Source organism: Acinetobacter sp. 802_lipA (genome assembly GCF_058242885.1).
Map to the genome: position 1 here is coordinate 3,341,042 of NZ_JBZAYP010000001.1, position 13,738 is coordinate 3,354,779.

General features: G+C 41.6%; 14 protein-coding genes and 1 pseudogene. 6 read left to right on the plus strand and 9 right to left on the minus strand.

All coding sequences use genetic code 11. The annotated features are described in order from the left end of the window. Window positions 1-31 precede the first annotated feature (31 nt). The 3 genes and pseudogenes from msrB to AC4CU3_RS16525 form a co-directional block, all read left to right on the plus strand. Entirely contained in the window at window positions 32-451 is a 420-nt protein-coding gene (gene msrB / locus AC4CU3_RS16515; protein WP_005399615.1) for a peptide-methionine (R)-S-oxide reductase MsrB, read from the plus strand. Continuing rightward, window positions 448-930, plus strand: a complete 483-nt coding sequence (locus tag AC4CU3_RS16520) for a glutathione peroxidase (RefSeq protein WP_004980122.1) — start codon at window positions 448-450, stop codon at window positions 928-930. Before msrB ends, AC4CU3_RS16520 begins: the two co-directional genes overlap by 4 nt. Before the next feature lie 21 nt (window positions 931-951). Beyond that, window positions 952-1,197 (plus strand): annotated as a pseudogene (locus AC4CU3_RS16525) (AraC family ligand binding domain-containing protein); the annotation flags it as partial. A gap of 116 nt (window positions 1,198-1,313) precedes the next feature. Here AC4CU3_RS16525 and dapC read toward each other — a convergent pair. The 5 genes from dapC to AC4CU3_RS16550 form a co-directional block, all read right to left on the minus strand. Continuing rightward, on the minus strand, window positions 1,314-2,483 hold the full coding sequence (gene dapC, locus AC4CU3_RS16530) for a succinyldiaminopimelate transaminase (protein ID WP_490738409.1): 1,170 nt from the start codon (window positions 2,481-2,483) through the stop codon (window positions 1,314-1,316). Window positions 2,484-2,507: 24 nt separating this feature from the next. Further along, window positions 2,508-5,174 (minus strand): [protein-PII] uridylyltransferase, encoded by a 2,667-nt coding sequence (glnD, locus tag AC4CU3_RS16535; protein ID WP_279044159.1) that lies wholly within the window; start codon window positions 5,172-5,174, stop codon window positions 2,508-2,510. A gap of 28 nt (window positions 5,175-5,202) precedes the next feature. Continuing rightward, window positions 5,203-6,417, minus strand: a complete 1,215-nt coding sequence (gene purT, locus AC4CU3_RS16540) for a formate-dependent phosphoribosylglycinamide formyltransferase (protein ID WP_178928625.1) — start codon at window positions 6,415-6,417, stop codon at window positions 5,203-5,205. Window positions 6,418-6,650: 233 nt separating this feature from the next. After that, a complete protein-coding gene (gene ygaH, locus AC4CU3_RS16545) occupies window positions 6,651-6,998 on the minus strand; it encodes an L-valine transporter subunit YgaH (RefSeq protein ID WP_058869497.1) in 348 nt (115 codons plus the stop codon). Then, on the minus strand, window positions 6,995-7,747 hold the full coding sequence (locus tag AC4CU3_RS16550) for an AzlC family ABC transporter permease (protein ID WP_058869498.1): 753 nt from the start codon (window positions 7,745-7,747) through the stop codon (window positions 6,995-6,997). Before AC4CU3_RS16550 ends, ygaH begins: the two co-directional genes overlap by 4 nt. A 101-nt stretch (window positions 7,748-7,848) precedes the next feature. Between AC4CU3_RS16550 and AC4CU3_RS16555 the strand changes: the two genes are divergently transcribed. After that, window positions 7,849-8,331, plus strand: coding sequence for a hypothetical protein (locus tag AC4CU3_RS16555; protein ID WP_178928627.1), 483 nt, complete (start codon window positions 7,849-7,851; stop codon window positions 8,329-8,331). A 128-nt stretch (window positions 8,332-8,459) separates the two neighbouring features. Further along, window positions 8,460-9,392: an IS5 family transposase gene (locus AC4CU3_RS16560; protein WP_058870086.1), complete on the plus strand. Its 933-nt coding sequence runs from the start codon at window positions 8,460-8,462 to the stop codon at window positions 9,390-9,392. 287 nt (window positions 9,393-9,679) lie between these two features. Here AC4CU3_RS16560 and AC4CU3_RS16565 read toward each other — a convergent pair whose 3' ends face one another. Beyond that, on the minus strand, window positions 9,680-10,375 hold the full coding sequence (locus tag AC4CU3_RS16565; RefSeq protein ID WP_178928939.1) for a Crp/Fnr family transcriptional regulator: 696 nt from the start codon (window positions 10,373-10,375) through the stop codon (window positions 9,680-9,682). A gap of 117 nt (window positions 10,376-10,492) precedes the next feature. Here AC4CU3_RS16565 and AC4CU3_RS16570 point away from each other — a divergent pair, with 117 nt between their 5' ends. After that, window positions 10,493-11,026, plus strand: a complete 534-nt coding sequence (locus AC4CU3_RS16570; protein WP_178928938.1) for an Mpo1 family 2-hydroxy fatty acid dioxygenase — start codon at window positions 10,493-10,495, stop codon at window positions 11,024-11,026. A gap of 65 nt (window positions 11,027-11,091) precedes the next feature. Here the strand turns inward: AC4CU3_RS16570 and AC4CU3_RS16575 are convergent, their stop codons facing one another. From AC4CU3_RS16575 to AC4CU3_RS16585, 3 genes are all read right to left on the minus strand, one after another. Beyond that, on the minus strand, window positions 11,092-11,430 hold the full coding sequence (locus tag AC4CU3_RS16575; protein WP_078426512.1) for a hypothetical protein: 339 nt from the start codon (window positions 11,428-11,430) through the stop codon (window positions 11,092-11,094). A gap of 190 nt (window positions 11,431-11,620) precedes the next feature. After that, window positions 11,621-12,712 carry a redox-regulated ATPase YchF gene (gene ychF / locus AC4CU3_RS16580; protein WP_178928937.1) on the minus strand — a complete coding sequence of 364 codons (1,092 nt, stop codon included), beginning with the start codon at window positions 12,710-12,712 and terminating at the stop codon, window positions 11,621-11,623. Window positions 12,713-12,842: 130 nt separating this feature from the next. Further along, window positions 12,843-13,505: a haloacid dehalogenase type II gene (locus AC4CU3_RS16585; RefSeq protein WP_490738414.1), complete on the minus strand. Its 663-nt coding sequence runs from the start codon at window positions 13,503-13,505 to the stop codon at window positions 12,843-12,845. Window positions 13,506-13,738: the final 233 nt, after the last annotated feature.

Sequence of the window (13,738 nt, forward strand, 5' to 3'; positions counted from 1 at the left end):
TTTAAATAGCAAGATAGAAAGGGACGTAATCATGGGAAAACTCAATAAAACAGACCGAGAATGGCAAAGAGAGTTATCACCTGACGAATTTCGCATTACGCGACAAAAGGGGACGGAGCCAGCTTTTACGGGGAAATATTGGAATACTAAACAAGCAGGGACTTATGTATGTCGCTGCTGTGGTACGCCATTATTTAATTCTGAAAATAAATATGACAGTGGTTGCGGCTGGCCAAGTTTTTATAAGCCACTCAATACGACTGTGATAGAAGAGCATCAAGATACAACACATGGCATGGTGCGTACCGAAATTGTATGTCATCACTGTGATGCTCATTTAGGCCATGTTTTTACAGATGGACCTGAGCCTACAGGTTTACGTTACTGTGTAAACTCGGCTTCATTAGAACTAGAAACACAAGAAAAAAGTGATGAGGATACTTATCCATGACCAACATTTATCAGTTTGAAGCGGAATTGTTAGATGGAAAAAATAAATCCTTTGCTGACTATGAGGGCGAAGTGCTGCTCATCGTCAATACGGCCAGTAAATGTGGTTTTACACCACAATTTGCTGGACTAGAAAAAATTTATGAGCAATATCATGCACAAGGGTTTGAGGTGTTAGGCTTCCCTTGTAATCAGTTTGGGGGGCAAGATCCGGGTAGCAATGAGCAAATAGGAACGTATTGTCAGAAAAACTATGGGGTGACTTTTCCCATGTTTTCCAAAGTTGATGTTAAAGGCCCTGAAGCCCACGCCATATTCCGGTATTTAACCAATAACAGCAAAGGGATTCTCGGCAGCGGCATTAAGTGGAATTTTACAAAATTCTTGATTGGTAAGGATGGCAAAGTAATTAATCGTTATGCGCCAACCACCAAGCCTGAAGCCATTCAGGCAGATATTGAAAAAGCATTACAACAATAATTGGTTGATGTGTCGTCAGTGATGAAAGAGCAAGGTACTTCAGTTGAATTTTGGAGTGACCCGCACATGCCTTATGTGGAAACACGTCGGGCATGTGCAAGTCGTGCTTGTTATAAAGCTCATAGTCATCCGACATTTTCAATTGGAGCAGTGGATCAAGGCAACAGTATTTTCACTAGCCACTTCGGTGGAACGCAACAAATAGACGCGGGTACCTTGGTATTGGTTCCTGCACATGTAGAACATGCGTGTAATCCTGTTCCAGACATGCTCATGATATCTGGATGATTAAAAATAAGGGACATATATTAGGCCTCTCATTTTTAGAGTTGATTAAAAGAAAACCTCCGTTATAGGAGGTTTTCTTTTTTAGATGAACTGATTTATAAAATCGCTTTTAAGCGTTTAATCACCTGTTCACACTGTGCAAGATCTGCAACTAGCGCAAGACGTACATGGTTTTCGCCTGGGTTACCTTGCTCAGTATCGCGTGACAAGTAACGTCCTGGAAGTACTTTGACATGTGCTTTTTCCATGAGCATTTTTGCAAAAGTTTCGTCATTATCTACTTTTACCCAGTAGTAAAAACCTGCATCTGGTTTTTGTAGGGGCAGTATATGGCCCAATTCCTTTTGAAATAAATCAAATTTTGCACGATATTGCACGCGGTTTTCTTCAACATGCGCTTCGTCATCCCATGCTGCAATCGAAGCCAATTGGTGCTGTACAGGCATCGCCGCACCATGATACGTACGGTATTGTAAATAAGGTTTGAGCAATGCTGCATCACCCGCGACAAAGCCAGAGCGCATACCCGGTAAGTTTGAGCGCTTAGACAGTGAGTGGAATACGACACAGTTTTTGTAGTCATCTCGGCCTATTTCAGCACAAACTTCGAGTAGGCCCACAGGTGCAGTATCAAACCAAAGCTCTGAATAGCATTCATCCGATGCAATCACAAAACCATATTGGTCTGACAGTGCGATTAATTTTTTGAATTGTTCTTTTGATAACACCGCACCAGTCGGGTTGCCCGGTGTACAGACAAATAACAGGGCTGTTTTTTCCCAGACTTCAGCAGGAACAGCATCAAAGTCACCGAGATAACCATTTTCTTCGGTGCAATTTACAAAATACGGTTTTGCCCCAGCAAGTAAGGCTGCACCTTCATAAATTTGGTAGAACGGGTTAGGCATAACCACATAAGGCGCATCTTCACGATTTACCAATGCCTGCACAAAAGAGAAAATTGCTTCACGTGTGCCCGAAACAGGCAATATATTGTTTTCTGCACTAATCTGATTGAGTTGAAAACGACGGGTCAGCCAATTTGCAATACTGGTGCGTAATTCGGGTATACCTTTACTGTTTGGATAGGTCGATAAATGCTGAAAATTATCGATAATGGCTTGTTTCACAAACTCGGGTGCAGGATGCTTAGGCTCACCAATCGAGAGTGGAATGAGGGGTAAGTCTGCGGGAGTAATATTCTGAAATAGTTTATTCAACTTTTCAAAAGGATAAGGATGTAAAAGGGATAAACTCGAGTTCATGAAACAAAATACCAGTGTGTATTGTTAATGTTGACCACAGACCTGACTAGAGGCTTCATCTAAGGCTGATTTTAGTTGTGCAGCAAAAGTTTCAGCTTCGGTTTCGGTCATGGGTTGACCATCTTTTTTGGTGACAAAGAAAATATCTTCGGCACGCTCACCTAGGGTGGCAATTTTAGCAGAGTGAATATCTAGACCTTGCATCATAAACAACCCGCCTACTTTGGCAAGTAAGCCGGGATGGTCAAGTGTTGCAATTTCGACCATGTTTTGTTGCAGTGCTTCATTCAGCGTAATATCAACGGTGTTTTCAATGTCGAAATGGCGTAGCTGACGTGGGATGCGACGTTGCATGAGCCCAGGGTATTTATCTGAATTGGCTAAGGCATCTTTTAACGCTGATAGCACTTTTGCTTCACGTTCAGGGTCGGTTAACAGCGTACCAAAACGGTCAAGCACGACATAAGTGTCTAAGCTAAATGCTTTGGTCGCGGTAATAATACGCGCATCTTGTACATCCAAGTTCATACGATCGAGAATAGCAACCGTTGTTGCAAACAGGTTGGGCTGATCTTGGGTATAAATAAAGATTTGTACTGCATCTTGAGCAAATTTACGCTGTGCACGCATCAAAACAAGTGGTTCAGGATTGTCACCGTGCTGTAAAATAGCACGTGTGTGCCAAGCAATTTCATCAGCAGATTCTTTGAGGAAATATTCATCCCCCAGTTCTTGCCAGACTTTTTCGACATCATCTAGTGCAAACTCTTCGACCAGTTGTTCGCTGGCAGAAAACTTGGTGTCCTCGATGAGCATTTGATAATCCACAGGACGGCCTAACCCTGAGCGAATCACGTCACGTGCATGCGTATAGAGCTGACGCATGAGAGAAGCGCGCCACGTATTCCAAAGTGAAGGATTGGTTGCATTGATATCTGAAACAGTCAACGTATATAGATAATCGAGATGTTCCATGTCGCCCATTTTCTCAGCAAAAGCTTTAACCACATCGGGGTCAGAAATGTCTTTCTTTTGAGAAGTGACAGACATGAGCAAATGGTTTTGGATGAGCCATGCGACAAGGTTGCATTCACGTTCGGTAAAACCATGACTACGACAGAATTCAATGGCATCGGTTGCACCTAGCTCACTGTGGTCACCACCACGGCCTTTGGCGATATCATGGAAAATAGCAGCCAAATAGACAATGTCCCGACGTGCTAGACGTTGGAACACCGAACTCACGACAGGGAAGTCCTTGGCAAACTCGGGTTCTTTGAAACGGTTTAAGTTCCGCAGTAACAATAAGGTGTGTGCATCGACCGTATAGATATGGAACAAGTCATATTGCATCAACCCCATAATCTGCCCAAATGCAGGAATATAGTTACCTAAAACGCCATAACGTTTCATTGCCACCATGGTTTCATATAAACGATGGGGTGAGCGAATGATGGCCATAAACAGGGCTTGATGCGCTGGATTATCTCTATATTTTTGGTCAATACGTTTAGCTGCCAAAATTAACAAACGTAGCGTACGCGCGCGAATGCCTGTAATTTCAGGTCGATTGGCCAATATATAGAAAATTTCTAAAATAGCACTTGGAATTTCAGAGAAAATTTTATGGTGTTGAACGGCTAGTTTGCCGTCGACCAGTTTAAAATTTTCATTGATTTCCTCAATGTTACGCTCATAGTTCGGTAGGCGTGGGGTAATCACAGATTCATTGAAATAAGCCAACAGCATTTCATTCAGCGTGGTGACTTGTTGAGCGCTTCGATAATAACGCTTCATGAATTGTTCAATTGGATAATTCGGTGATTTGCCTTCTTCACGCACATAGCCAAACTTTGCGGCAATGTCACGTTGATAGTCGAACAGTAAACGGTTTTCATCACGTTTAGTGAGGCGGTGTAGGTGATGACGAATTTCCCAGAGGAAGCTTTCGGCTTCTTCTAATACCCCTAACTCAAACTCTGAAATAAAGCCTAAGTGCACCAAGTCATAAATACGGTTGACGCGGAAATGCCGCTTAGCAATCCAACCAATTTGGTTAATGTCCCGAATGCCACCCGGCGCGTTTTTAATATCAGGCTCTAGATTACTTTCCGTAAAGTTATGCTGTGCATAGCGTTTGGCCTGTTCTTCCATTTTTGCATCATAGAAGGTCTTGTCTGTCCATGTTTGTGAAACAATGCGTCGTGGCCATTTGGCTAAGTGTTCATTGCCTGTAATTAAACGGGACTCAATGAGGGCAGTAGCAACAGTTAAGTCGGAGGTTGCTTGTTCAACACAGTTGGCAATGGTACGTACACTAATGCCGGGCTTGAAATTGCCGACATCCCAAAGTGAGGAAATAAAGACTGAAATGATTTTCTCTTGTTCTTCGCTAAACTCATCCTCAGACAAGATCATGATGTCTACATCAGAGTAAGGCAGCATCTCTCGGCGACCGTAACCACCTACAGCAAATAAACTTAAGTCTGTCTGATCGAGTTTTGCATATTTCCATAGGAAAATAAGTGCTTCATCGGTCATATTTGAACGCGTTAAAATGATATCGCGGATGGATTGGCCATGATCAAAACTTTCTTGTAATTGATTTTCGACATCACTACGCCATTGATTAATCGCTTTGATGTCGTGATTGCTGCTGACATAGTTAAGCAGTGGAGAAGTATTGATCATGAACCGTATCCGTATATTTTAACAACGCTTAATTTTGATGAACGCTCACTAGTCCAGCAGCTTCGGCCGCCAGTTCACGCGCTTGGTCGGTTGTTTCAGCACGTGCTGTCGCAACGCCCATACGGCGACGTGTAAAGCCTTCTGGTTTTCCAAAAATGCGTAAATCAGTATTTGGGTTTGCCAAAGCAAGATTTAAGCCAGAAAAAGATAAGTTATTATCATCTACGCCTGCATAGATGACGGCACTCGCAGCAACGCTATGACGTGCTGTATTGACAGGCAGACCCAAAATCGCACGTGCATGTAGTTCAAATTCACTTTGGAACTGAGAGGCAAGCGTCACAAGACCTGTGTCATGTGGGCGTGGTGATACTTCACTAAACCACACTTTATCGCCTTTGACAAAGAGTTCTACACCGAAAATACCACAGCCACCCAATGCGATGGTGACTTTATTGGCAATACGTTTTGCTTCGTCGAGGGCCACTGGTGACATAGCTTGAGGCTGCCAGCTTTCAACATAGTCGCCTGCGTCTTGGCGGTGACCAATTGGGTCGCAGTACGAAGTTTCAATTTCACCTGTTTCAGGGTTTTTTGAACGTACTGTTAATAGCGTAATTTCAAAATCAAAATCAATTTGTGATTCTACAATTACTGTTCCTTGATTTACACGACCACCTGTTTGTGCATATTCCCAAGCAGCATCTACTTCTGAAAATTCTTTTACGCGGGATTGGCCTTTACCAGAAGAGGACATGACAGGTTTAACAAAGTTTGGATAACCAATGTCATCACATGCAGCACGGAAAGATTCTAAAGTATCTGCAAAACGGTAAGCCGATGTCGGTAAGCCCAGTTCTTCGGCAGCTAAACGACGGATGCCTTCACGGTTCATGGTTAAATTGACCGCTTTTGCAGAGGGGATGACTGTGGCAATATTTTCTTGTTCGATTTCAACCAATACTTGTGTCGCAATGGCTTCAATTTCAGGGACAATTAAATTCGGCTTAACGTCCTGAATGAGTTGTTTAAGCGCTGTCGCATCTGCCATATTTAAGGTATAGGCATAGTGTGCCACTTGCATTGCAGGAGCATGATCGTAACGGTCAGCAGCATGAACTTCTACACCTAAACGTTGTAAAGAAATCACAACTTCTTTCCCAAGCTCTCCAGAACCCAATAGCAGAACTTTAAATGCTGAAGGCTGAAGTGGAGTACCAATAGTAACGCTCATGTAAATCATCCATGCTTGATTTTATGGGCTTTTAGCATAGCAGAACTCTTAAAAGTGTTCAGGGTTCATTCACATAAATTAATGATATTGTCCAACAATTTTTTTTATAAAGCGGTGTATTCCAAAGTCAAAATTTTCATGCAAAATGTTGCTAAATAAACTTTTCCAATCAAGCTGGAAATGACTTGCACAGCTGAGCGTTTCAAATAGCACTTCAAGTTCTGAAAGATGTCAGATATGGGTTAAAAAGGCATAGGAATATAGGTGTAGACCAAGCCGTAGCTAAGCGCTGCGATGAGTGTAGCGGGGACAATTTGCTTAAACTTGAAATAAAGTCCAGCTAATACGATGAAGCCGACCAACATGGCAAAACTTTTATTGGGTGTATCTAACAGTGGTGGCAAGGTGGCAACCACGAGCATCGAACTGATCGCCGCGATACCAATCGAACCCAATGCGATTTTTAACCATAAGGCACCGCGCTTTTGTGAACCTTGCTGGAACTTTTGAATGACGAAGAATGGGCCAAAGCGTGAAGCAAAATTTGCAATACCCACTACAATGCCGACCAAAATAATTTCGATATTCATGCTTGATCTCCCATATGTTCAGGGTCTGGTTTTTTCAGTACATAGTGCTTAAACAAACCAGCAAATATACCTGAACTGATACCAATAAAAATCGCAGCAGATAAGTCAATAAAATAGCAGGCAATGGCAGATACAAGAATGGTCACAGCCACCACAAAAGTGTGTTTCTTTTCAAAAGCTGCCAATAAGAAACTTAAGAACAGTGCAGGTAATAAAAAGTCTAGAGCGGCTTGTAAAAACTGGGGTAAATGACTGACTTGGTCTGCAAACATTCCCCCTAGAAAAGAACCTGTAGCCCATGCGAGCCAACTAAACAGACTTAAACCGAGCATCCAAGACTCAGACCACTCTTGACGACGTTGTGACAGTTTAATCATACCTGAGGCAAAGACTTCGTCGGTTAGCCCCCATGACCATATAGCAGTTTTCTTTAGGTTCAGTTTATCTTGAATTAAGTTTTGTAGCGCAGGGCCATAGAGTAAGTGACGAATATCTAGGGTAATCACAGTGAGGGCAGTCATCCAAATAGACGTGCCACTACCCAATAGTGCAACCACTAAAAACTGACTAGCTCCTGCATACATTGAGCAGGATAAAAATAAAGCCTCCCATGCACTAAAGCCAAACTGGGTTGCAGATACACCAAAGGCAAAAGAAACAGGCAGATAGGTAAAGATAATCGCTTGGCTATCCTTAGCCCCTTGCCAAAAGCCAGCAGCTTGTGCAGGAGTGGGATTAAGTTCGGACACAACACACCTTGAAGAAGACTTTATCAATAGGTCAAAATTGATTGTGTATTGTAACTGAATTCACTAGCATAGTGCCCAATTGTTTGTTGAGGCGTTTAACCATGTTGAAGCTCGAATTACGTACTTTAGGGCTGACTGCAATCATTGTAAGCAGTTTACTTTTGCAAGCTTGTGGGCAGTCAGAGCAAGCTCCTGAACAAAAAGTAGAAATTAAGGCTGCGCCAAAAATTACCAATGATGCGACGGAATATGCCCAGCGTGCTTGGGTGTTTATCAATGAAGTCGATGGCTTGGTCTATAACAAGCAACTGGATCAGATTGAAGCTAAAGTCCGTCATCCTGCACGTAAACTCAGTACGGACTGGCGTATTAATGTCAAAATGACAGACTCAGTGACTGAAGGGAAATACGCACTGTGTCGTAAGGCCTTGACCAGTTTAGAAGTGTGGGCACGTGAGACCTTAGACGGTTCTTCAACTGTTGCACAGAAACAGAGCGATTATGAACGTGATAAAGCACAATGTCGGGGCGCAATTGATAACCCAAGTTTAGGCAATACTGACCCTAAAAAAGTGGGTGTCTAAGACCTACATAGTGTGACCAAAAGCGAGTTTTAAAACTCGCTTTTTTATGGTTGTAGCTTTAATGAATAATATAGGGCTTTGTTGCACAAACGTATCTCTAAAGACTTATTCCACAATATAATTTTCAAATGAATAAGCTCACACCAAAAATCTATCGTACAACCAATTGGTCGACCTACAATAAAGCCTTGATCAATCGAGGAAATATATCAATTTGGTTTGATTCAGCGACCCAATGGTATGCTCCGTCCATCGGTAAAAAAGGGCGAAATCAAATCTATTCTGATGCAGCAATCCAATGCTGCTTAATGATTAAATCCTTATTTCGTCTGTCTTTACGCATGGTCACCGGCTTTGTTCAAAGCCTGATTAAACTATGTGGTCTAGATTGGACAGCACCAGATTACACCACACTTTGTAGAAGACAAAAGCATATTGATATTTTGATTAGCTATCAGAAAAGTAGTGATGGGCTACATCTATTAGTGGACTCTACTGGCTTGAAGTTTTTAGGCGAAGGTGAGTGGAAACGTAAGAAACATCAACCTGAATATCGTCGCCAATGGCGTAAACTACATATCGGCATAGATGCTAAAACTCTGCAAATACGGGCTGTTCAGCTCACAACAAATAATGTGAGTGACGCTCAGGTTCTTGGAAACTTGCTTGATCAGATCCCTAAAGATGAGCAGATTGACTTTGTTTATACGGATGGCGCTTATGACACCAAGCAATGCCGTCAGATCATTGCAGATCGGCAAGTGCATGCGGTGATTCCACCAAGAAAAAATGCAAAGCCTTGGAAAGGTAACAAAGTTCATTCGCGAGAGCGAAATGAATTACTTCGAACAGTTAAACGTTTCGGCAGGACATTATGGAAAAAATGGTCAGGCTATCATCGCCGAAGTTTGGTCGAAACTAAGATGCATTGCATCAAATTATTAGGCGATAAACTCAGCGCAAGGAGTTTTGATAGTCAGGTCAATGAAGTTCATGCACGTATAGCCGTGTTAAATAAATTTACAGAATTAGGCAGACCTCATACCCAAGTTGTCACTTAAATTTGAGCAACTTAGGAAAGCTCTATCTTTAAAATCTTTATGCAACAAAGCCATAATATAGTAAAAATAGTAAATTATCCCAATGCAGTAAAATATCGGAATTGAGTCGAATTTTGAGAGTTAATCTAAAAAATTTAGCTGTTGCAATGTTTGCATTAGCTGCCTGTCAAACACGGTGACAGCAGTTTCAAGTCGGGGAGATAAATAGCCAAGACGTTAGGCCGTGTAGCAATATTTTATATGGTTCATCACTGTGAGTTGGACTATTAAGGGGCACATTTGATTACTTATTCTGAGCTATGTGCAATTCTATGCAGCTTTGCAGGATCTAAAATCTTAATCTTTTTAAACGCAATTGCCAGTATTCCTTGTTTTTCTAAGTTTTGAAGTTCTTGGTTGATGGTTTGGCGTGAACACATCAGCATTTGAGCCAGTTGCTCCTGTGATAAATGAATTTCATCATTGGTAATCGATAGATGGTTGCCATAACCGCTTAAAATAAACAGTAAGCGTTGAGCCAGTCGTTGACTGATATTTTGACTTTGGATTGCGATTAGTTCTAAAAAGGCGAGACGTAACTTCTGCGAAGCAAGCTGTGCAATATGAAACCAAAATTCTGGGGTGGCTTGGATAAATTCCTCAACATCGCGTTTAGGTAGATGGAGCAGGGTGCTTTTTTGAATAGCAATCGCATCGTGCGAACGCGGTTGCTGATCTATTAATGAAATTTCTCCAAACCACATAATCGGTTCAGCAATTGCTGCAACTGCTTCTTTACCTTCAATGTCGACATGACCTAAGCGAATGGCACCATTCAAGACTGCATAGATGCCATCAAATAAATCCCCAGAGCGAAAAACAGCTTGGTCTTTTGCAACGTCAATATATTTGGCATGTTGCACAATATACTGTTGATAGGCTTGTGGTAGTTTGGCGAACCAATTGTTATTGAGTAACTGTTGTTGATGTTGAACTTCCAGCATTCCGCGTCCTTTCGTGATTGATCGAGCAACTTGTCAGGTCGACGACAACTTGATGGGCTGTTTTCCTTTAAAGTTATTCTATATCGTGATCAATATCATGCAATAAGGAAATACAGTATGAGTAAATTAGAAAAATTATTAAGTCAGTATGCAGCTTATCATCTTGATCATAAAAATATCGTGACCCACTTTGTTGGTATTCCGCTGATTGTGTTTTCAATTATGTGTTTAACCGCAAGAGCTGGCATGACTATTGGCAGTTTTGAAATTACCTTGGCGATGGTTTTGATATTAGCGAGTATTGTTTACTACTTAAGCTTAGATCGAATTTTTGGTGTGATCATGCTAGTGATCTATGCCATGGCTTATCCATTGGCGTATAAAATTGCACAGTTTGATTTGGGGCTTTGGTTAGGTCTCAGTATTGGTATTTTTGTCGTTGGCTGGGCGTTCCAGTTTGTCGGGCATTTCTATGAGAAGAAAAAACCGGCCTTTATGGATGATGTGATTGGCCTAGCCATCGGTCCATTATTTGTTTTGGCGGAAATGGTGTTTATGCTTGGTTTTAGAAAAGACATTGAACAACGCATGTTAGATGAAGCGCGTAAACAGCGTGCTGCAATGGATAACAAGCATGTATCTGTGGCATAACATTAACTGAATTATTTTATCGATAAAAAAGCCAGTGAATTTCACTGGCTTTTTTTTATGCTGTTTTAAGATGTCTTCGCGACTTTATGTATATCTGGTTGAGCTTTGGGTGTATTCGGGTTTGAAGCATGAGCATCTTTATGGGATTTATTGGTCACATCATTGGCTTTCATTGAATCATGTTTCACCATTTTATCCTGTTTCATGGCTTGATCGTGTTTGGCCGTTTTGGCTTGTTTCATTGCCTGATCATGTTTCGTCACGTTCATGGTTGCGACGCACTTACCACCTTTATGATTTGCACCTGTACCACCCGACAGTGTTGCTCCTTGTGGGCATGCAAATGCTGTAGCGCTAAGCGTTGTGAATAAACCTGCTGCAATAAATGTGCTGATCTTTTTCATTTTCGTTTGTTCAATGAAGGCATTAGTGCCTGTGATTAAATTAGCGATAATACGAAAGAATAGAAGTGATAATATTGTGTGAGATCCAAACGGATCAGGTGTTCATATGTTATTTAATGCTGTTTTTAAGCTTGGTTTAAGCTTATAAAAAAACCCGATGGGTATCGGGTTTTTTTATATTCGGAACGACTTATACGTTAAAGCGGAAGTGTAGAACATCACCGTCTTGAACGATGTACGTTTTACCTTCTAAACGCCATTTACCTGCTTCTTTCGCGCCTGCTTCACCGTTGTATTGAACGAAGTCGTTATAAGCAACACATTCAGCACGGATAAAGCCTTTTTCGAAGTCAGTGTGGATTACACCGGCTGCTTGTGGTGCAGTTGCACCCACTTTAACGGTCCAAGCACGAACTTCTTGTACACCCGCCGTGAAGTAAGTCTGTAAACCTAAAAGACCGTAACCTGCGCGAATTACCACGTTTAGACCTGGTTCTTCCATGCCTAAAGCTTCAAGGAACTCAGCACGGTCTTCATCTTCAAGCAGTGAAATTTCAGCTTCGATTTGGTTGCAAAGCGGAACCACGATTGCATTTTCTTCAGCTGCAAGTTTTTTCACAGCATCTAAATGCGGGTTGTTTTCAAAACCATCTTCAGCAACGTTCGCAATATACATGGTTGGTTTTAAAGTCATTAAACCAAAACCACGAACCAGTTTACGTTCGTCGTCGTCTAGGTCAGCTGCACGAGCAGGTTTGCCTTCATCAAGTAAAGGTAAAATTTTGTCTAAAACCGCTTTGGTTGCAAGCGCTTCTTTGTCACCACCTTTTGCAGATTTTGCTAAACGAGTCACTGTTTTTGTCACAGTTTCTAAGTCAGCAAGTGCAAGTTCCGTGTTGATGGTTGCGATGTCATCAAGCGGGTCAATTTTACCATTTACATGGATAACGTTTTCATCTTCAAAACAACGTACAACGTGAGCAATCGCATCCGTTTCACGGATGTTTGCAAGGAATTGGTTCCCCAAGCCTTCACCTTTAGATGCACCCGCAACTAAACCTGCGATGTCTACAAATTCCATCGTTGTTGGAATGACACGTTGAGGTTTTACAATCGCGGTAAGTTTGTCTAAACGTGGATCTGGCACAGGAACGATGCCTGTGTTTGGTTCAATGGTACAGAATGGGAAGTTTTCAGCAGCAATAGCAGCTTTAGTCAATGCATTGAAAAGTGTAGATTTACCAACGTTCGGCAAGCCGACAATACCGCAATTAAAACCCATGAAATAACTCACAACGTGTTATATAAAAATTGCCAGTGATTTTACATGAAAGCCATGACAAAGTCAGGTCTCAGGGACGAAGAATCAAAGTTGTAAATCATGTTGTGGGCAGAACTTCCTCATTTAAGCCCTATATACGAGCCTTTTCTTTTAATAAAGAAACCAGATTTAAGAGGTCAGTTGCATGTAGATTATTGTCTATGCAAGAACTAGAGTCTTTCAATTGAGCTGAACCATACTCAAAGGGGCGTTCAATATACGCCGTCAGAAGTCCACAGCTACGCGCTGCGGCAAGGTCATCTTGATGGGTGGCAACCATCATCACTTGACTCGGTACAACATTGAGTAAGTCTGCGACACCTAAATAGGTTTGGGGAGAAGGTTTGTAGGCTTTGAAATTTTCAGCAGAGAAAATAGTGTCCCAAGGCAATTTTGCGTACTTTGCGAGATCGATCAATAAGTGAATGTTGCCATTTGAAAGGGTGCAAATAATATAATCTTGTTTTAATTGATTGAGTGCTGCGACTGTATCTGGCCAAGGGTTGAGACGATGCCAAATAAAGTTTAAATCCATTTTTTGAGCTTCGGTCAGTGTGGAGATTTGATATTTCGCTAAAAGCTCATCCAAAATGAGACGGTGAATATCATCAATGGAGGTCCACGGCTGCTGACCTGACAAAACCTGATCCATTGCAGGTCGATAGCCTGCTCGCCAGTCTAATGCAAATTGGTTGGCATCGATGTTCAAGGCTAGATGTTCCACTTCTTGAACGATTGAATAATGCCAGTCCACGACAGTTCCAAAGATGTCGAAAGCGAGTACTTTAATTTTAGGAGGAATGATGCATATTGAGATGGTTATTCTTATTTAGGCTTGAGTATACGTTATAGCTTATTCATTTCTATCTGTATATTGAGAGCTATATTTTCTATGTGAATTTGAAAGAAAAACAATGTTGATTCAGTTGATTAGATTGCTGTCATAAAGCAAAGGTGATTATAACTGGGTAGTGAATTTCATACTGA

Excerpts from the sequence above, each read along its gene's own strand:
- AC4CU3_RS16575 (WP_078426512.1), bottom strand. The coding sequence starts at position 11,430 with ATGAAAAAGATCAGCACATTTATTGCAGCAGGTTTATTCACAACGCTT.
- glnD (WP_279044159.1), bottom strand. The coding sequence starts at position 5,174 with ATGATCAATACTTCTCCACTGCTTAACTATGTCAGCAGCAATCACGAC.
- ygaH (WP_058869497.1), bottom strand. The coding sequence starts at position 6,998 with ATGAATATCGAAATTATTTTGGTCGGCATTGTAGTGGGTATTGCAAAT.
- AC4CU3_RS16520 (WP_004980122.1), top strand. The coding sequence starts at position 448 with ATGACCAACATTTATCAGTTTGAAGCGGAATTGTTAGATGGAAAAAAT.
- AC4CU3_RS16560 (WP_058870086.1), top strand. The coding sequence starts at position 8,460 with ATGAATAAGCTCACACCAAAAATCTATCGTACAACCAATTGGTCGACC.
- dapC (WP_490738409.1), bottom strand. The coding sequence starts at position 2,483 with ATGAACTCGAGTTTATCCCTTTTACATCCTTATCCTTTTGAAAAGTTG.
- msrB (WP_005399615.1), top strand. The coding sequence starts at position 32 with ATGGGAAAACTCAATAAAACAGACCGAGAATGGCAAAGAGAGTTATCA.
- AC4CU3_RS16555 (WP_178928627.1), top strand. The coding sequence starts at position 7,849 with ATGTTGAAGCTCGAATTACGTACTTTAGGGCTGACTGCAATCATTGTA.
- purT (WP_178928625.1), bottom strand. The coding sequence starts at position 6,417 with ATGATTTACATGAGCGTTACTATTGGTACTCCACTTCAGCCTTCAGCA.
- ychF (WP_178928937.1), bottom strand. The coding sequence starts at position 12,712 with ATGGGTTTTAATTGCGGTATTGTCGGCTTGCCGAACGTTGGTAAATCT.
- AC4CU3_RS16570 (WP_178928938.1), top strand. The coding sequence starts at position 10,493 with ATGAGTAAATTAGAAAAATTATTAAGTCAGTATGCAGCTTATCATCTT.
- AC4CU3_RS16565 (WP_178928939.1), bottom strand. The coding sequence starts at position 10,375 with ATGCTGGAAGTTCAACATCAACAACAGTTACTCAATAACAATTGGTTC.